Source organism: Haemophilus seminalis, from assembly GCF_006384255.1.
GTDB classification, from domain to species: Bacteria; Pseudomonadota; Gammaproteobacteria; order Enterobacterales; family Pasteurellaceae; genus Haemophilus; species Haemophilus seminalis.
Map to the genome: position 1 here is coordinate 58,405 of NZ_VCED01000003.1, position 19,856 is coordinate 78,260.

17 protein-coding genes are annotated in these 19,856 nt (G+C 34.4%); 13 read left to right on the forward strand and 4 right to left on the reverse strand.

The genetic code is table 11. The features are described from left to right. Positions 1-115 precede the first annotated feature (115 nt). Entirely contained in the window at positions 116-793 is a 678-nt protein-coding gene (gene pnuC / locus FE813_RS04660) for a nicotinamide riboside transporter PnuC (RefSeq protein ID WP_111407968.1), read from the forward strand. Positions 794-863: 70 nt separating this feature from the next. Here pnuC and gorA read toward each other — a convergent pair whose 3' ends face one another. The 3 genes from gorA to ispB all read right to left on the reverse strand — a co-directional run bounded on the left by gorA (position 864) and on the right by ispB (position 4,168). Then, positions 864-2,234 carry a glutathione-disulfide reductase gene (gene gorA, locus FE813_RS04665; protein ID WP_139989630.1) on the reverse strand — a complete coding sequence of 457 codons (1,371 nt, stop codon included), beginning with the start codon at positions 2,232-2,234 and terminating at the stop codon, positions 864-866. A 156-nt stretch (positions 2,235-2,390) separates the two neighbouring features. Further along, positions 2,391-3,128 (reverse strand): epoxyqueuosine reductase QueH, encoded by a 738-nt coding sequence (locus tag FE813_RS04670; RefSeq protein WP_139989632.1) that lies wholly within the window; start codon positions 3,126-3,128, stop codon positions 2,391-2,393. A 50-nt stretch (positions 3,129-3,178) separates the two neighbouring features. After that, positions 3,179-4,168, reverse strand: coding sequence for an octaprenyl diphosphate synthase (gene ispB / locus FE813_RS04675; RefSeq protein ID WP_139989634.1), 990 nt, complete (start codon positions 4,166-4,168; stop codon positions 3,179-3,181). 213 nt (positions 4,169-4,381) lie between these two features. Between ispB and rplU the strand changes: the two genes are divergently transcribed. The 5 genes from rplU to fic all read left to right on the forward strand — a co-directional run bounded on the left by rplU (position 4,382) and on the right by fic (position 8,423). Then, positions 4,382-4,693 carry a 50S ribosomal protein L21 gene (gene rplU / locus FE813_RS04680; RefSeq protein WP_139989635.1) on the forward strand — a complete coding sequence of 104 codons (312 nt, stop codon included), beginning with the start codon at positions 4,382-4,384 and terminating at the stop codon, positions 4,691-4,693. Between the two features lie 20 nt (positions 4,694-4,713). Beyond that, the gene (gene rpmA, locus FE813_RS04685; protein ID WP_005626413.1) at positions 4,714-4,971 is read left to right on the forward strand and encodes a 50S ribosomal protein L27; all 258 of its coding nucleotides are present in this window, start codon (positions 4,714-4,716) and stop codon (positions 4,969-4,971) included. An 80-nt stretch (positions 4,972-5,051) separates the two neighbouring features. Then, entirely contained in the window at positions 5,052-5,972 is a 921-nt protein-coding gene (locus FE813_RS04690; RefSeq protein WP_139989637.1) for a DMT family transporter, read from the forward strand. A 27-nt stretch (positions 5,973-5,999) separates the two neighbouring features. Then, on the forward strand, positions 6,000-7,172 hold the full coding sequence (gene cgtA / locus FE813_RS04695; protein ID WP_139989639.1) for an Obg family GTPase CgtA: 1,173 nt from the start codon (positions 6,000-6,002) through the stop codon (positions 7,170-7,172). Between the two features lie 141 nt (positions 7,173-7,313). Further along, positions 7,314-8,423: a protein adenylyltransferase Fic gene (gene fic / locus FE813_RS04700; protein ID WP_139989640.1), complete on the forward strand. Its 1,110-nt coding sequence runs from the start codon at positions 7,314-7,316 to the stop codon at positions 8,421-8,423. Positions 8,424-8,487: 64 nt separating this feature from the next. On the opposite strand, the gene typA is transcribed toward fic, so the two are convergent. Continuing rightward, entirely contained in the window at positions 8,488-10,338 is a 1,851-nt protein-coding gene (gene typA, locus FE813_RS04705) for a translational GTPase TypA (protein ID WP_139989642.1), read from the reverse strand. Positions 10,339-10,587: 249 nt separating this feature from the next. On the opposite strand from typA, the gene glnA reads away from it, so the two are divergent. The 7 genes from glnA to FE813_RS10660 all read left to right on the forward strand — a co-directional run bounded on the left by glnA (position 10,588) and on the right by FE813_RS10660 (position 19,856). After that, a complete protein-coding gene (gene glnA / locus FE813_RS04710; RefSeq protein WP_139989643.1) occupies positions 10,588-12,006 on the forward strand; it encodes a glutamate--ammonia ligase in 1,419 nt (472 codons plus the stop codon). 170 nt (positions 12,007-12,176) lie between these two features. Further along, positions 12,177-13,307, forward strand: a complete 1,131-nt coding sequence (locus FE813_RS04715; RefSeq protein WP_139989645.1) for an LPS O-antigen chain length determinant protein WzzB — start codon at positions 12,177-12,179, stop codon at positions 13,305-13,307. 234 nt (positions 13,308-13,541) lie between these two features. Further along, a complete protein-coding gene (locus FE813_RS04720; RefSeq protein WP_139989646.1) occupies positions 13,542-14,744 on the forward strand; it encodes a flippase in 1,203 nt (400 codons plus the stop codon). Continuing rightward, entirely contained in the window at positions 14,741-15,688 is a 948-nt protein-coding gene (locus FE813_RS04725) for a glycosyltransferase family 52 (RefSeq protein ID WP_139989648.1), read from the forward strand. Before FE813_RS04720 ends, FE813_RS04725 begins: the two co-directional genes overlap by 4 nt. Then, on the forward strand, positions 15,685-16,812 hold the full coding sequence (locus FE813_RS04730) for a hypothetical protein (protein ID WP_139989649.1): 1,128 nt from the start codon (positions 15,685-15,687) through the stop codon (positions 16,810-16,812). Before FE813_RS04725 ends, FE813_RS04730 begins: the two co-directional genes overlap by 4 nt. A gap of 9 nt (positions 16,813-16,821) precedes the next feature. Further along, positions 16,822-17,808, forward strand: a complete 987-nt coding sequence (locus tag FE813_RS04735; RefSeq protein WP_235898318.1) for a glycosyltransferase family 2 protein — start codon at positions 16,822-16,824, stop codon at positions 17,806-17,808. An 8-nt stretch (positions 17,809-17,816) separates the two neighbouring features. Further along, positions 17,817-19,856 carry an aminotransferase class I/II-fold pyridoxal phosphate-dependent enzyme gene (locus tag FE813_RS10660; protein ID WP_235898317.1) on the forward strand — a complete coding sequence of 680 codons (2,040 nt, stop codon included), beginning with the start codon at positions 17,817-17,819 and terminating at the stop codon, positions 19,854-19,856.

A 19,856-nucleotide genomic window follows, 5' to 3' on the forward strand; every position in this document is an offset into this window, starting at 1 on the left:
TTTTTATTGGATAAAATTTGGTGTACAAATAACATTTAGAATAATCTGATAGGATGTTTTACATAAAAAAATAATTGTGTAAAAATACCGACCTGAAAACCTAAAAGGAGTAAAAATGACTTTAATTGAACGTCTTAAGCAAGAGTTTATTACTGGCTGGAAGCCTTTTGAAGTAATATGGCTTGCACTTTTTATCGTTGCACAGATTTGGGCTTATGTGCAAGCGCCAGATTCTTGGTTAGCAATGATTTCTGGTATTTCTGGTATTTTGTGTGTGGTATTGGTAAGTAAAGGTAAAATTAGTAATTATTTCTTTGGATTAATTTTTGCTTACACTTATTTTTATGTCGCTTGGGGATCAAATTTCTTAGGGGAAATGAATACCGTACTCTATGTATATTTGCCATCTCAATTTATTGGTTACTTCATGTGGAAAGCCAATATGCAAAATAGTGATGGTGGAGAAAGTGTGATTGCCAAAGCTTTAACTGTTAAAGGATGGATGACATTAATTGTTGTGACTACGGTTGGTACTTTGCTTTTTGTTCAAGCATTACAAGCGGCTGGCGGCAGTTCAACAGGTTTAGATGGTCTAACCACAATTATTACGGTTGCTGCACAGATTTTAATGATTTTGCGCTATCGTGAACAGTGGTTGTTATGGATTGCTTTAAATATCCTTTCTATCTTCTTATGGGCAGAAACACCAGCTATGTACTTAATGTATTCAGCCTACTTACTTAACTCGTTGTACGGTTATTATAACTGGACGAAATTGGTTAAACGTAGCTAAACATACTTAAGCAAAATTAGAAACAGAAAAGAGCGGTAATTTTACCGCTCTTTTTTCTTTGCTTTGAAGATTAACGCATGGTCACGAATTCTTCTGAACCCGTTGGGTGAATAGCCACTGTGTTATCAAAATCAGCTTTTGTTACGCCCATTTTAATTGCTACGGCAAATCCTTGAATCATTTCATCTACACCGAAACCAATACCATGTAAACCCACAACTTTTTCATCTTTACCCACACAAACCAATTTCATTTTGCACGGTTGGCGATGTTGAGTGACCGCAGTGTACATTGCTGTGAAAGAAGATTTATATACCTTAACATTTTCAGCTCCATATTGTTCAATAGCTTGAGGTTCAGTTAAACCTACAGTGCCGATTGGTGGATGGCTGAATACAACAGTTGGAACCAAATTGTAATCTAAATGTTCAGTCGGTTTATTATTGAATAAACGCTCAGAAAGGCGACGACCTGCTGCAACTGCAACTGGTGTTAATTCAATGCCGTTTTCGATAATATCGCCTACCGCATAAATGCCTTTCACATTAGTATTTTGATATTTATCTACTTTGACATAGCCACGTTCATTCGTTTCTACGCCAGCATTTTCTAAGCCAATTTTATCTGTCGCGGGAATACGACCCGCAGCCCAAATAACACAGTCCACCGTAACATCAGATTGACCATCACATTTTACTGTAAGTGAACCATCTGCATTTTTAACAATCTCAGATGGTGTGGAATTGGTATGTAATTGAATTCCATCTTGCGCAAGTACTTCCACTAGTGTTTCTACGATTAATGGATCTTGATTACGCATTGGCGCATGGCGACGCACTAATAAATGGGTTTCCACGCCTAGGCTGTTTAATACACCAGAAAGTTCAACGGCAATATAGCCTGCACCGATAACAGCTGCTCGTTTTGGTAATTCTGTTAATGCGAAGAAACCATCTGAATCAATGCCGTATTCTTGTCCTTTAATGTTTGGACGATATGGGCGGCCACCTGTTGCGATTAAAATATGATCTGCGGTTACTTGCTCTTTTGTACCATCGGTAAGTGTTACTTCAATAGTATGCGCATCGACAAATTTTCCGAAACCGTTAATTACATCAATATTATTTTTCGTTAATACATTGTTATAAGATGTATGAATACGACCAATATAGGCTTGGCGACTTTCAATCAGTTTTGAAAAATCGAATTTTTTCACTTCAACATCAAAACCATAATCTGGTGCATAATTGTTAATTGCTTCTGCAATGTGTGCACCATAAAACATTACTTTTTTAGGTACGCAACCTACATTTACACAAGTACCGCCAAGATGTTTTGCTTCAATGATTGCGCATTTTTTTCCATAGCTTGCAGCACGATTTAGAGAAGCAATACCGCCACTGCCACCGCCAATAGCGATGTAATCATAATGTTTAGTCATAGTTTGATCCTTTTTTGAACTCAAAAATTTTCCGTATTTTGCCTAATTTTTATGAAGAATGCTATAAATTGATGTAATTGGTCTTTTTAAATGTCTATCAATCTTAATTTTAAAAGAAAATAAGGCTGAAAATATCAGCCTTATTAAAGAGAGAGTTCAATCTGGCGTATAATAAAGTTTACCAATTTCAATTTTTTGACGCCCCGTCTCTTCACGCCATTTATTACTATCACGTAAAGAATACACACAACCGCAATATTCCTGTTGATAAAACCGCTCCCGTTTACTAATCTCAATCATGCGTTGCGAGCCACCTTCTTTTCGCCAGTTGTAATCCCAATAAATAACATCATCATATTTTTCCGCCGCGCGATGCCCACAGTCATTTATTTGATTCATATCCTTCCAACGAGAAATACCCAAGCAACTAGTAAATACAGGGAAACCATGTTCATGAGCATATTCAGCAGCTTTTTCAAAGCGCATATCAAAACACATAGTACAACGAATTCCCCTCTCAGGCTCCCACTCCATTCCTTTGGCACGATCAAACCAATTTTGACGATCGTAATCTGCATCAATAAATGGAATGCCAAATTTTTTAGCAAAACGAATATTTTCTTCTTTACGAATTAAATATTCTTTGAGTGGATGAATGTTTGGATTGTAAAAATAAATCGTAAATTCGATGCCAGATGCAAGGATTGCTTCCATCACTTCACCCGAGCAAGGCGCACAGCATGAATGTAAAAGGAGTTTATTATGTCCATCTGGCAACTCAAGTTTTTCACGAATAAAAGGTGCATTAGGATCTTTGTGCACCTTTTGTTTACGAGTTTTACCTTGAAAATTAATCGCACTTTGCTCAGGTTTAGATTGAAGTTCTGTATTCATAAAGTTTAATTAAAATTAATTGGTATTAAGTATATAAGCTAAATTAAGGGCTAATAATTTCTATCCACAGACAAATATGCTAAAGAAATTAACGCCTTCTTATAATCACTGTCTGGCAACATTGCAATTGCATTTACTGCTTTTTGAGCTTCTTCTTTTGCACGATTCATCGCATAATCTAAAGACTTATGCTCAGCCATAATAGCTAATACTTCATCAATAGCTTCACGTTTACCACCTTGCTCAATCGCTTCACGAATTAAAGCTGCCTGTTGAGCATTACCATGACGCATAGCGTGTAGCAGAGGAAGAGTCGGTTTGCCTTCAGCTAAATCATCACCTACATTTTTACCTAGAGCTTGTGCATTTGCACTATAATCCAATACATCATCCACGAGCTGAAATGCAGTTCCAAGATAACGCCCATAATCTTGTAAAGCCTTTTCTTGAGCTTCTGTTCCGCCTGCAACAATTGCCGCAGCCTGACCAGCCACCTCAAACAAACGAGCAGTTTTGCTATAAATTACACGCATATAATTAGCTTCGCTCGTTTCGGGATCATTAACATTCATTAACTGCTGAACTTCGCCTTCCGCTAAAACGTTAGTCGCATCGGCCATAATGCCCAAAATCTTCAATGACTCTAATTGTGCAACTAATTGAAATGCACGCGTATAAATAAAGTCTCCTACAAGTACACTTGCAGCATTCCCAAATTCTGAGTTCGCCGTAGCACGCCCACGACGCATATCGGACTCATCCACCACATCATCATGTAATAAAGAGGCCGTATGAATAAATTCAACAAACGTAGCACAAGTAATTGAATTAGATCCTCCAAATCCTAAAGATCGAGCTGCGAGAACTGCGATCAATGGACGGATCCGCTTACCACCGCCTTGAACAATATAAAAACCTAACTGTCCTATTAATGGAACATCTGAATTAAGCTGAGCAAGAATATTTTGATTAACTTTTTGCATATCGGGATCTACTAGTTTCTGGATCGCGTCTATGCTCATAAGATCTTGTTTCTTCATTTTTTCATCAATTATTAGTCGAAAGTGCGGTGCATTTTACCCGAATTTTCAGACTTTCTGAAATCAATCCGCAAATGAAGGGAATTTTTTTATTTTATTGTAAATAAATTCTTGCCATAGGTAGGATTTTTCCGTAGAATTTGCGACCTATTTATATAAATTTTTAAGTGTGGACTGCTAAAGAGCAGGGAAACACAATTAAGCGGAGTATTTATGTACGCAGTTTTCCAAAGTGGCGGTAAACAACACCGTGTGAGCGAAGGTCAAGTTGTTCGTTTAGAAAAACTTGAACTTTCAACTGGCGCAACAGTTGAGTTCGATTCTGTGTTGATGGTCGTTAATGGTGAAGATGTTAAAATCGGTGCACCAGTAGTTGCTGGCGCAAAAGTAGTGGCTGAAGTAGTTGCACAAGGTCGTGGCGAGAAAGTTAAAATCGTTAAATTCCGTCGTCGCAAACACAGCCGTAAACAACAAGGTCATCGTCAGTGGTTCACAGAAGTGAAAATCACTGGGATTCAAGCATAATTTCAGAGGAGATCAAGTAGATGGCAACTAAAAAAGCTGGTGGTTCAACTCGTAACGGTCGCGATTCTGAAGCTAAACGCCTTGGTGTTAAACGTTTCGGTGGCGAATCTGTATTAGCAGGTAGCATCATTGTTCGTCAACGTGGTACTAAGTTCCACGCGGGTAGCAACGTAGGTATGGGCAAAGACCACACCTTATTCGCAACTGCAGATGGTAAAGTTAAATTTGAAGTAAAAGGCGAGAAAAGCCGTAAATACGTAAGTATTGTTACTGAATAATTTAAAGTCTATTCGATTGAAACGCCCTACAATTTTGTGGGGCGTTTTGTCTTTTTTAATTTCACATAAGCGAGCAAGCAATGAAACAACAACCTTTATTAGGCTTTACCTTTGCGCTTATTACCGCTATGGCTTGGGGATCCTTACCGATCGCTCTCAAACAAGTTTTATCTGTAATGAATGCGCAAACTATCGTATGGTATCGTTTTATTGTAGCCGCAATCTCATTATTAGTCCTACTTGCTTATAAAAAGAAATTACCAGAGCTAATAAAAGTCGGCCAATATACTTGGCTTGCTCTTATTGGGGTAATTGGTCTTACCGGCAATTTTCTATTATTTAGTAGTTCGCTGAATTATATTGAACCTTCAGTTGCACAAATTTTTATTCATTTATCCTCTTTTGGAATGCTCATCTGTGGTGTACTGATCTTCAAAGAAAAATTGGGACTGCACCAAAAGATTGGACTTTTCTTATTGTTAATTGGTCTAGGTTTATTTTTTAATGATCATTTTGATGTATTTACCGGACTCAATCAGTATTCAACAGGTGTCATCTTAAGCGTAGCAGGATCCCTTATTTGGGTCGCTTATGGAATGGCGCAAAAATTAATGTTGCGTAAATTTAATTCACAACAAATCTTGCTAATGATGTATTTAGGTTGTGCCATAGCCTTTATGCCGATGGCTGAATTCTCGCAAGTACAAGAACTCACACCTTTAGCTCTGATTTGTTTTATTTACTGCTGTTTAAATACCTTAATTGGATATGGCTCTTATGCGGAAGCACTTAATCGTTGGGATGTATCAAAAGTCAGTGTTGTCATCACACTTGTACCGCTTTTCACGATTCTATTTTCTCATATTGCGCATTATTTTAGCCCATCCGATTTTGCCGCACCAGAGTTGAATAATATTAGCTATATTGGCGCATTTGTTGTAGTATGCGGGGCAATTTTATCTGCGATTGGACATAAATTATTACCGCATAAAACTCATTAAAGTGCGGTTTATTTTGGAGAAGTTTTAATGAAATTTATTGATGAATCCCTTATCCGAATTGAGGCTGGGGATGGTGGCAACGGCTGCGTAAGTTTCCGCCGAGAGAAATTTATTCCGAAAGGTGGCCCCGATGGTGGCGACGGTGGCGACGGTGGCGATGTATATTTACAAGCCAATGAAAACCTCAATACCTTAATCGACTACCGCTTTAATAAACGCTTTGCCGCAGAGCGAGGAGAAAATGGACGGAGTTCAGATTGTACAGGACGTCGCGGTAAAGATATTATTTTACCTGTTCCCGTAGGAACTCGCGCTATTGATAACGACACTAAAGAAACCTTGGGAGATTTAACCCAACACGGTCAAAAAATGTTGGTCGCCAAAGGTGGTTATCACGGTTTAGGGAATACTCGTTTCAAATCATCGGTAAACCGTGCGCCGCGTCAAAAAACAATGGGTACGCCGGGCGAAAAACGCGATTTATTATTGGAATTAATGCTACTTGCTGATGTGGGAATGCTGGGTTTACCTAATGCAGGTAAATCCACTTTTATTCGTGCCGTTTCAGCAGCCAAACCAAAAGTTGCAGACTATCCATTTACTACCTTAGTGCCAAGTCTTGGTGTTGTGAAAGTGGACGACTCACACAGTTTCGTAGTGGCAGATATTCCTGGATTAATTGAGGGCGCAGCAGATGGTGCAGGGCTAGGAATTCGCTTTTTAAAACATCTAGAACGTTGTAGAGTGCTTATTCATTTAGTTGATATTGCTCCAATTGATGGCTCTAATCCAGCAGATAATGTCGCTATTATTGAATCTGAACTTTTCCAATACAGTGAAAAATTATCAGAAAAACCACGTTGGTTAGTATTCAATAAAATTGATACGATGAGCGATGAAGAAGCTGAAGAGCGGGCTCGAGCAATTACTGAACAATTGGGTTGGGAAGAAGATTATTACCTAATTTCAGCTGCAACTGGGAAAAATGTTCCACCACTTTGTCGTGATATTATGGACTTTATCATAGCGAATCCACGAGAAGCTGAAACACAACAAGTTACACCTGAAGAAGTGAAATTCAAATGGGAAGATTATCATCAAGAACAACTAGCTGAGCATCAATTTGATGATGACGAAGATTGGGATGATGATTGGACCGAAGAAGATGATGAAGGTATAGAGTTTATCTATAAACCTTAATGAAATAGCGGTTCTAGTAGTTCATAAGCTATATGCTTTTAAATATATTTAAAAAATATAATATTTTAAATATATTCTATTGATATGTTTATCTGATAAACATATACTCTGAATATATTTAAAAAAAAGAGATTTTTAAAGATGAATAAATGGAATCCTCAGTTTGCATATAATCATCTTCCAGATCTTCCACCATCAGATGAATTAGAAACTAAAGAGATTTTAAAGCAAACTATTAAAGCTAGAGCTGCATTAGCTGAGTTAAAACAGGCTGCTGAGCTTATTCCTAATCAATCTATGCTAATTAATACATTGCCTATTATGGAGGCTCGGGCAAGTAGTGAAATTGAAAATATCGTGACAACAACTGATAAAATTTTTCAATCATTACAGCTTGATGTAGAAGAAAATGATTCTGCAACTAAAGAGGCTCTACAATATAGACAAGCTTTATTTTCAGGCTTTAGCAGTTTGAAAGAACGTCCACTTTGTACTCAAACAGCCGTGCTTGTGTGTTCTGATATAAAGGGACGGATGATGGATATTCGAAAAGTAACAGGAACAGCGTTGCGTAATGGGGTTAATGGTCAGATTATTTATACCCCACCAGAGGGGGAGAGAGTTATTCGAGATAAACTCGCTAATTGGGAAAAATTTATTCATAATAATGAAGATTTAGATCCATTGATTATTCTTGCTGTTGCTCACTATCAATTTGAGGCTATACATCCCTTTACTGATGGAAATGGTAGAACAGGGCGTATATTAAATAGTTTATTATTGATTGAGAAAGGTCTTCTCCACTTACCTATTTTATATTTAAGTCGTTATATTATTGAACATAAAGCAGATTATTATCATTTATTATTAGATGTAACAGCTAATAATAACTGGAAGGATTGGGTCTTATATATTTTGAAAGGGATTGAAGATACGGCAGTTTGGACGCTCAATAAGATTGAATCCATAAAAGCTTTATCTATTGAAACCAAAAAATATATTCAACAGAAGTTGCCTCATCTTTATAGTTCAGAGCTTATTGAACTGCTTTTTGAACAGCCTTATACTCGAATTCTGAATTTAGAAAAGGCAGGTATTGCTAAGAGACAGACTGCTTCTAAATACTTAAAAGAGCTTTGTGATATAGGTGTTTTGAGTGAGATATCTTTGGGAAGAGATAAATTATTTATTCATCCTAAATTGATGTCGTTACTACGAGGTGAAAATAACGAATTTACACCTTATATATAATTTTCATGAAACTTTATGATGAATTTAGGAAAATAAAAATGGGATCGCAATGATCCCATTTTTGTTAGTGAGTACTCGTGCTGGTTGTAGTACGGTTTGCACGTTTACGATCGTTTTCCGTTAAGAGTTTTTTACGGATACGGATCGATTCAGGTGTCACTTCCACTAACTCGTCGTCATCGATAAACTCAATAGCTTGTTCAAGGGTGAATTTCACCGGCGTGGTTAAGACGATGGCATCATCTTTACCTGATGCACGCATATTGGTGAGTTTTTTACCTTGTAAACAGTTAACGGTTAGATCGTTTGTACGACTGTGAATACCGATAATTTGACCCTCGTAAACTTCTACGTTGGCGTCGATCATTAATTTACCACGTTCTTGTAAACCAAACAGTGCATAAGCAAGTGCTTTACCTGTTGCGTTAGAAATTAATACACCGTTTTTACGTTGGCCGATTTCACCAGGTTTGATGTCATCGTAGTGATCGAAACTAGAGTAAAGTAAACCGGTACCTGAAGTCATGGTCATAAATTCACCACGGAAACCGATTAAGCCACGGCTTGGGATGATGTATTCTAAACGAACACGGCCTTTTCCATCTGGCATCATATCGCGAACTTCACCTTTACGGATACCTAATGCTTCCATGACAGAACCTTGGTGTTGTTCTTCTACATCGATAGTCACTTGTTCGTAAGGCTCTTGTTTTCTGCCGTCGATTTGACGATAGATTACTTTAGGACGAGAAACTGCAAGCTCATAACCTTCACGACGCATATTTTCAATTAATACAGAAAGGTGTAATTCACCACGACCAGAAACACGGAATTCATCTGGGTTTGGTGTTTCTTCTACGCGTAATGCCACGTTGTGAACTAACTCTTTGTTTAAACGTTCAAGAATTTGGCGAGAAGTCACATATTTACCTTCTTGACCTGCAAACGGTGAAGTATTTACACAGAAAAACATGGTTACAGTTGGTTCATCAACAGTTAATGAAGGTAAGGCTTCAACGGCGTTGATATCACAAATTGTATCCGAGATATTTAATTCACCTAAACCAGTAATGGCAATGATGTCTCCTGCGTAAGCAACATCTTCTTCATAACGTTGTAAACCGAGGTGACCTAATACTTGACCTACACGGCCTTGGCGAGTTTTACCTTCGCCATCAATGATAGTCACCGGTTGATTTGGTTTGATTGCACCACGTTTGATACGACCGATACCGATAACACCCACATAGCTGTTATAGTCTAATTGGGAAATTTGCATTTGGAATGGTGCATCTAATTCCACTTTTGGCGGTTCAACGTGTTGAACAATCGCTTCAAATAATGGGGTCATATCTTCCGCTAAATCTTCGTGTTCAAGCCCTGCGACACCATTTAATGCAGATGCATAGATAATAGGGAAGTCTAATTGTTCATCGGTTGCGCCAAGGTTAACGAATAAATCGAATACTTGATCCACTACCCAATCAGGACGAGCGCCTGGACGGTCAACTTTGTTAATAACTACGATTGGTTTTAAACCGTGAGCAAAGGCTTTTTGTGTCACGAAACGCGTTTGTGGCATTGGTCCATCAAAGGCATCTACGACTAGAAGTACAGAGTCCACCATAGAAAGTACACGTTCTACTTCACCACCGAAGTCGGCGTGTCCTGGGGTGTCTACGATGTTAATGCGATAACCATTCCAGTTAATTGCGGTATTTTTTGCAAGAATGGTAATACCACGTTCTTTTTCGAGATCATTTGAGTCCATTACGCGTTCATCAACATCACCACGAGTGGATTCAAATGTACCAGATTGTTGAAGAAGTTTGTCAACGAGGGTGGTTTTACCATGGTCAACGTGAGCGATAATTGCGATATTACGCAATTTGTTAATATCAATGTCGTTTTTCATTTATTACTTTCTTAAAGTTTAAGTTTTATAAGGTGGAATTTTAATACCACCGAATAGTCCAAGTAGTTTAAATTGGTGAGTAGAACTCACCCTACAAGAATGTTGAAAGGGCAAAAATTATACACGATATTTCGTTGATCTGCTATGCTGAGTGATAAAATAAATCCCATGAAAAAGGTAAGTGGTTACGTTATAATGCATTCTTAATTTTTGTAAAGATTATACACATAGCAAAATAGAGGACTCCTTATGCCAAATGCAAATGCAATTGCCAACGTATTCAAACTGATCGAAGAGAACGATATTAAGTTCGTGCTACTTCGTTTCACCGACATTAAAGGTAAAGAACATGGTGTTTCCATCCCAGTTAGCCTTGTCGATGAAGATATGTTTGAAGATGGCAAAATGTTCGATGGTTCTTCTGTTGAAGGTTGGAAAACCATTAACAAAGCCGATATGCTTTTAATGCCAATTGCTGAAACAGCAGTAGTCGATCCATTTGCGCAGATCCCTACACTTTCAATTCGTTGTAGCGTTTATGAGCCAACAACCATGCAAAGCTATGATCGTGATCCGCGTTCAATCGCTATTCGAGCAGAAAACTATATGCGTTCAACAGGCGTTGCAGATCAGGCATTCTTTGGTCCAGAACCAGAGTTCTTCTTATTTGATGATGTACGTTTTGATGTATCAATGAATCGTGCTTCTTTCGCAATTGATGATATTGAAGCCGCTTGGAACACCAATAAAAAATATGAAGGCGGTAACAATGCTTATCGTCCATTGAAGAAAGGTGGTTATTGTGCGGTGGCGCCTATTGATACGGCTCATGATATTCGCTCTGAAATGTGCTTGATTTTAGAAGAGATGGGCTTAGTCATCGAAGCTCATCACCACGAAGTGGCAACCGCGGGTCAAAATGAAATTGCAACTAAATTCAATAGCTTAACTTTAAAAGCGGATGAAACGCAAATCTATAAATACGTGGTACAAAACGTTGCATTAGAACACGGTAAAAGCGCTTGCTTTATGCCGAAACCAATTACGGGTGATAATGGTTCAGGCATGCACTGTAATATGTCATTAAGTAAAGATGGTAAAAATATTTTCCAAGGTGATAAGTATGCAGGTCTTTCTGAAACCGCGCTTTATTACATCGGAGGTATCATTAAGCATGCTAAAGCATTAAATGCCTTCACCAACCCAAGCACTAATTCATATAAACGTTTAGTGCCAGGTTATGAAGCGCCAGTGTTATTGGCTTACTCAGCAAGCAACCGTTCTGCTTCAATCCGTATCCCTGCAGTAACCAATCCGAAGGCTATTCGTATTGAAGCGCGTTTCCCAGATCCATTGGCAAACCCATACCTTGCATTTGCTGCATTATTGATGGCAGGCCTTGATGGTGTAGTAAATAAAATCCATCCAGGCGATGCAATGGATAAAAATCTTTACGATCTTCCTCCAGAAGAATTAAAAAATATTCCAGCGGTTGCAAGCTCATTAGAAGAAGCATTGAATTCATTAGAAAAAGACTATGAATTCTTAACGCAAGGAGGGGTATTTACTAAAGACTTTATTGAAGCATTTATTAATATTAAACGTAAAGAAGTAGAGCGTTTAAATATGACTCCACATCCAGTTGAGTTTGAGATGTATTATGCTTAATTAAAGTTTCAATAAGGATTAAATTAATATGGAAAGTGCGGCGAATATTAGCCGCATTTTTCTTATAAATGTATTAGAACTTTACAATATCTTTACGTAACTTTTATTGTTAATAAGAGTTACATTCTGTAAAATTATGAAAAATAAAATATTTAAAATAAGGCATAAATATGAATGATATTAATTATCAAAACAATAATGAAATAGATTTAATCGAGCTAATAAGAACATTATGGAATAAAAAAATTTGGATTTTTCTATCGACTTTTTTTTGTACGGCTATTGCGGGTGTTTACGCATTTACTGTGAAAGAACAGTGGACTTCTACTGCAATTATTGTGGCACCACGTTCAACTGATTTAGGCCATTTATTACCTACACGCGCAGAATATGCTCGTATCATTGGCGATGGTAATTTTTCTACTGGGGGATTATCAAGCTCACTATATGGCCAATTTAAGCACTTTCTTCTTTCTAACGATTTAAAACGTAAGTTTTTAGAACAGTCTGAATGGCTAAAAAACTATACAAAGAATATGACAGAAGAGCAAAAACATGCTTATATTGAGAATGCTGTAGATAAATATTTAATTGTTCATGAAGTTGATCCAAAGAAAAAAGACTTAACAGAGTTAGATAAAATTGGTTTAAAAGTTACTTTCTCCGCAGAAACGCCAAAAGATGCACAATCTGTATTAACTGAGTATGTGAGTTTTGTGAACAAATATATTCTTAACCAAATAAATCAAGAGTTTAAACTAGAATTTAACCTTCGTTTAGATGCGCTGAAATTTACTAAAGAACAAATTGAAGAGAATCTAACTGAAGCAAAAAAGGTTCAAGTTGAAAACTTAGCAAATGCATTAGATATTGCAAAAAAAGCAGGAATTAAAGATTTCTCAAGAGGAAATAATAATATTTCTGTACCAGAATATATGTTAGGTGATGCACGTTTAAACATCTCTGATTCTAAATTAGCGGATGGTACATATTTATTTATGCTTGGTGAGAAATATTTACAAGCTCAATTAGATATTGCTAAAAATAACCCAGTCGTTTACCCAACGAATTATTATAGTGTGGATAGAGAGTTGAGTAAGCTAACTAAATTAGCACCCCAATTAGAATCGGTTGAAAATGTAAAGGCGTATTATTATTTAAGTTCACCGGATTATCCAATTGTGAAAGATAAACCTAAGAAGGCGTTGATTCTTGCTATCGGGTTTATTATTGGTATGTTGTTATCTACTTTTGTTATTTTATTAGGTTCGGTTATACAAACTAACAAAAAACAGTCATGAAGAAAAAAGTTATTTTTATCGGTATGGGAGCGGTTATTATCTTTGATGTTAACTGCCTGTTATAGCTGGTGTACTAGCAAAATTTATGATGCTTTCCGAAAATGTTTGCCTACAATGGATAACCCGTGTTTTCAAGAGATCTCATCTGAAAAGGCTTATAACTGATTAAAGTATTTTTAGCTAATAAGAATAAAAATAAACCTAAATGCTTTTATGATCTGCAAGGAATAAAGAATGAGCTTAATTAAAGATAGTTCTATTTATCTAATTGGAGAGTTATCAGCAAAATGTGTACCTTTTCTATTATTACCCTATTTATCGCGTAAATTAGGCGTAGAAGGATTTGGGGAGCTTTCTTACTATCAAACGTTTTTAGCTTTATTTGTAATTTTTATTGGGCTAAGCCAAGATGGTGCTGTTGCTCGCTATTTTTATGTGTATGGTAAACGCTCATTAAATTTAGTTGTAAACACAGGCTATACCTATACGCTTAGTATTGGTGGATTAGGTTTGCTTTTTTGCTGGTTAATGCAATCTGAAATAATGTTTTACTTAGTATTAAGTGCGATATTTCAGGTGTTTCTTTCAGTTCAGCTCAGCATTAGACAATGCCAAAAGCAAGCTCTTCCATATACTTTTATTCAACTCACATCTACGATAACAAATGCCTTGTTTACAGTATTGATGTTAGAGTTCTACAAAACAGAATTAGTTGAAAAGCGAATTTTAGCGATTTTATTCAGTAATGTTTTAGTTGCACTCCTTGCTTATTTTATTTATATAAAAGGGGCTAAAGCAAAAAAATTTAACTTTGCACAATATAAAACTGCTTTTTTCTATGTCATTGCTTTTGGTTTTCCGATGATATTTCATCATGGTAGCTTTTTTATTAAAGGGCAATTAGACCGAATTTTTATTTTCCACCGATTTAGCGAAGCAGAATTAGGTTTATATGCAATGGGAGCACAAATTGCATCTATCTTATCAGTTTTTATTTTAGCGATAAATAAAGCACTTGTTCCCTATCTGTTTGAGAAATTAAAACAAGGTAGTGTTAAGTTAAAAGATTTACATAGATGGTCGTTACTTTCATTATTAATTGTACCAATTCCATCACTTGTTACCTTAATTGTTCCGGAACAATGGCTATTGTTCTTCTTAGGCAAACATTTTATCGGAGTAAAATACTACATTATAGTATTTTCACTCGCTACGAGCTTAACGATCCCTTATTTGATCTTAGTAAATTATTTGTTTTATCATGGAAAAACTAAAGAAATTTCATTTTGCTCTATATTATCAACAATGATTTACTTGGGAGCATTGGGAGGATTAATTTTTAAGGATGTAGTTTATATTCCTTATGCGAGTGTATTGGGGGCATTGGGGATTTTACCTGTATTATATGTGATTACGAATAGAGTGAGTAAAAAATGAATTTAATAATATGCACGACTCCTTTACATAGTTTGATTGCTGAGAAAATTATTGAAAATAGAGCAGGAGAATTTTTTCATTTAATTTTTATCTCCGAGAGGGGAAGTAATAAAGATTATTTCTATTTTAATAGATTATCAAATAAGGTTAATAATGCAGATTTTTTTTGTGTGTACTATAAAAATAGAGTGGAATATCTAAAATTTTTATTTAGAATAAAAAAATTTCTTAATAAGAAATATGATGATGTTTTCTTTGCAAATATAAATTCAATATTTATTCATAGAATTTTATCATTAATTTATTTTAGTAAGATTATTACATTTGATGATGGTATGGCAAATATTATCCCTAATAGCTCTATTACTTGTAAGGAAAATATCAGTTTTATAAGAATATTATTAAATTATGTTTTTGGTATAAAGTTTAATAAGAGACGTATTAAAAATATAATATCTAGCCACTATACTTTATTCCCTGATTTTAAAAACATATCAGATAAGATAACTCCATTATCTCTAGGTAATTCAGAAAATATTCACGTTAAAAATTGTAATCGTAAAAAGATATTTGTAGGTCAACCAATATTTGAGATGCTTAGTATAGGTAAAGAAAAATATATTAAGATCATTAGAGATATTTGTAATCTTCTCCAAATTGATTACTATATACCACACCCAAGAGAAAATTATAAAATAAGTGGAGTAAATTATATAGAAACAGATTTAATTTTAGAGGATTATATTTTAAACGAAGATGGTTGTTTCGAACTTTATTCTTTTTATAGCTCTAGCTTGCTAACATTGATAAATTGTCAAAACATATCTTTGAATTCTGTCTTCGTTAAAGGTATAGGTATGGAAAAAAATAACGCAATCATGGGGTCTTATTCTGTAATAGAAAAGTTAGGCTTAAAAATTATTTATATAGAGAATCATTTATGATTATTATTTTTATTATCCTCTATTCATTATTAATTTTAATTTTTAAGAAGAATTTTTATTTCTCATTTTTATTTTTATCTGTTCTTATAGCATCTACAGATTTTAGTAATTTTTCTGTTCCTATAATATGGTTGCTAATAATTATTGGGGTTGTTACTAAAAAAATAAGATTTGATAAAAATAATTTTTTATGTCTATTATTGCTTTTTATACTGTTAATTTCTTTAATTTCATTATCATTCTTAAATGGAGCCTTTGTGTATAACTCTATTGGAACTTTATCTAAGTTAATGATAATTTTTGTGTTTTTGTTAATGTCTTATAAAAATTTACTTTTTAATGTGGATGATGTTTATTTAAATATTAAATTTTTTATCTTTCTGTCACTGGTTAGTTTCATTCTTTATCCTTTTGGATATTATAGTGATCAAGGTATTTTGCTTAATAGATTTTCTGGCTTTCTATATGATGCAAATTATTTTGCTTTATTTTGTTTTATTTTTTATTTGTTTGTTGATATGTATAGATATGGTAGTAGCAAGGATGTTAAAGTAATAAAGGCATTTATGTTATTCTTTATTTTAATAAGTCAGTCTCTTTCTACAATGCTATTTTTCCTAGTTTACATTTTTATAAGTAAAAAAATTATTTTATGTTTATCAAGAAGAATAAATCCTTATTTTTATTTTGTTATATTAATTATTATGTTGTTATACTTCAGATCTATAGAAACTATAGCTTTTTATGATGATTGGCAAGATTCATATTTGTCTATGAAATTTAATTCAGTTATTATCCGATTGAATGGGCTTCATGCTGGATTTGTTCATATAGGGCGTGATTTATCGATATTTCTTTGGGGGATGGGGAGTGGTAGATCACTAGAAGTTTTTGATAGGGTGTTCCATAATTTATACTTTCAAGAATTATTTGATCATGGCTTAGTTTATTATTTTATGATTTCATGTGTAATATACAAAGCCACAAAAAATTCTTCTTATAATGTAAGTGTTGTAATATTCTTTTTGTTAATGAATAATCTTATTTTTGACAATTTTTATATATTTATTTTTGTGTTTTGTTTTATGATTTTTTCCCTAGATAATCGATTTGATAATTGTTGAGGTTTGATTTTGAGTTTAATTAAATTTAGCATCATTATTCCAGTATATAATATAAGTAATTATATTAGTGAATGTGTAAATAGTGTATTGAAACAATCTTTTAAAGATTATGAAATTATACTTGTAAATGATGGTTCAATAGATGATAGTTTTAATATTTGTTTAAATTATTCTAAAAAATATAAAAATGTAAGATTGATTAATCAACAAAATGGTGGTCTGTCTAGTGCAAGAAATGCAGGAATAAATCAAGCAGAAGGTGATTACTTATTATTTTTAGATGGTGATGATTTTTGGAAAGATGGTGAGTTTTTGGAAAATCTTAATTGTATAATTGAAACTAATTCACCAGATACGATAATTTTCTCTTACTCTTATTATTACTCCAAGGATAGAATTAAGGAGTATCAGTTTGATTTATTAGAAATATCTTCTAGTTCAAATAACTTTTCTGATAACTTATATTCGCTGATAGATAATGGGATTTGGTATCCATCAGCATGGAATAAGTGCATAAGAAGAAATATTGTCACTATAAATAATATTTCATTTCCATTAAATATGACCTCAGAAGATGTACAGTGGTGCTTTGAATTGTCAAGATATATAAAATCTTATTATGTTTATAATGAGCCAGTATATATGTATAGGCAAGGCAGGGAAGGGAGTATTACTCACACTATTAAAATAAAGCATTTAGAAGATTTATTTATGAATATAGATAAAATCCTGTCAGAGTCTAGGAATAATAAATTAAGGGATGCTGATTACTTGTATTTATCTCATTATTATTTAGAAGTTATTCCTTATATAACGCCATTCCTAGGAAATGTTAAAGTTAAAAGGCTTTTAAGTAAATATAAATGGCTTTCGGAATATTCTAACCAGACTAAAAATAAGAAAAAAAGATTAATTTACTTTTGTTTGAAGTATATGGGATTTAGGATATCTAGTGTCTTTTTGAATATTTTAGTGAAACTTTATAGAGCAAAATAAGGTATGAAATGAGCCTTTCTATATTAATGTCAATTTACCATAAGGAAAACCCTGAGTATTTTAATCAAACAATGGAAAGTATTTGGTTTAAACAAACTTTAAAACCAAATGAAATTGTGTTAGTTGAGGATGGTAAATTAACAAGAGAATTATACTCAGCTATAAACTCTTGGAAAGATAAACTAGGAGATAAATTAGTTTCTATTCCATTAGCCCAAAATGTTGGACTTGCTTCAGCGTTAAATGAAGGACTAAAGGTTGCTAAAGGTAATTTTATCGCAAGAATGGATACAGATGATATAGCTGAATCAGAGCGTTTTAAAAAACAGTTTGAATTTTTACAACAAAATTCTGATATTGATGCCGTCGGTTGTTGGATTTCTGAAATTGATGAAAATAGTAATATTATTAATAACAAAGTAGAATATCCTCTTCTTCATAACGAGTTATATCAATTTTTTGAAAAACGAGATCCAATAGCTCATCCAACAGCTATGTTCAGGAAGACTTTTTTTGATAAAGCGGGAAGGTATAGTAAGGAAGTTGCTTTAGCGGAAGATACTTTATTGTGGTATCAAGCATTCTTAAATAACTGCAGATTGGCAAATGTTGATTATATTGGGTTGAAATTCAGACGCAGTTCCGACTTTTATAAGCGTAGAGCAAATTGGAAAAAAACAATTGGGCTACTAAAATTCCGCCTATTTCATATAAATAGAGATTTAAATTATGGTATTAAAGCAGATATCTACGCGATTGCTTATTTTTTGATGTCTATTTCGCCAAGTTTTGTAAAAAAATATTGTATAAACTATTTCGGTAAAAAGGTAAATTATATGAAAATCCTATTCTCTCCACCATTTGTTAATGAAGATGTAATCAATGAAGTTGTAGATTCTTTACGTTCAGGCTGGATTACCACAGGACCTAAAGTGAAGGCTTTAGAAGAAGAAATTAAACAATTCTCAGGGGCCAAAGAAGTGCTTTGTGTAAACTCTTGGACTTCTGCAGCGATTATGATACTTCGTTGGTTTGGAGTAAAAGAAGGTGATGAGGTGATTGTACCTGCTTACACTTATAGTGCAACAGCTTTAGCGGTGTTACATGCTGGAGCAAAACCAGTAATGGTAGATACTTCAGAAGATTTTAATATTTCTTTGGATGCGATTAAAAAAGCAATTACACCAAGAACGAAAGCTATTATGCCTGTTGATATTGCTGGGTTCCCTTGCGATTATGACGAAATTATGGATTTGGTAAAATCTTCTGAAATTCGACCGCTCTTTAAGGCTGAAAGCGAGAATCAAGAAAAACTTGGCCGTATTTTAGTATTGAATGATGCAGCACACTCTTTAGGTGCTTGGTACAAAAAGGGCATGCGAACAGGAAGTGAAACCGACATTGCTATTTTTTCATTGCATGCCGTAAAAAATATTACAACAGCTGAAGGTGGTGCAATTTGCATTAACTTACCTGCACCTTTTGATAATGCTAAACTCTATGGTGAGCTTCGTCAAATGGCATTAAACTGTCAAACTAAAGATGCGTTCTCTAAGAGTAAAGCCGGTGGTTGGCGATACGATATTACTGGCCTAGGTATGAAAATTAATATGGCAGATGTGAATGCTGCAATAGGTTTAGCACAAATTCGTATTTATGAAGATTTGCTGAAAGAACGTAAACGTGTCTTTGATACCTATGGTGAGGCATTTAAACAATATGATTGGGCAATTTTACCACCATCGAAACAAGGTGAAAAAGAAACTTCATATCACTTATATGCACTACGTATTAAAGATTTTACTGAAGCACAGCGAGATGCAATGATTGATGAAATTGCTAAGAGTGAAGTGGCTGTAAATGTTCACTTTATCCCAATGCCAATGCTTACTTTATTTAAGAACTTAGGGTATAAAATTGAAGATTACCCGCAAGCATATAATAACTATAAGTGTGAGATTTCTCTGCCTATCTATCCTCAATTAACAGATGAGCAGGTGAAATTTGTAATTGATACTGTTGTTAATGTCTATAATAAGGTTAAGTAA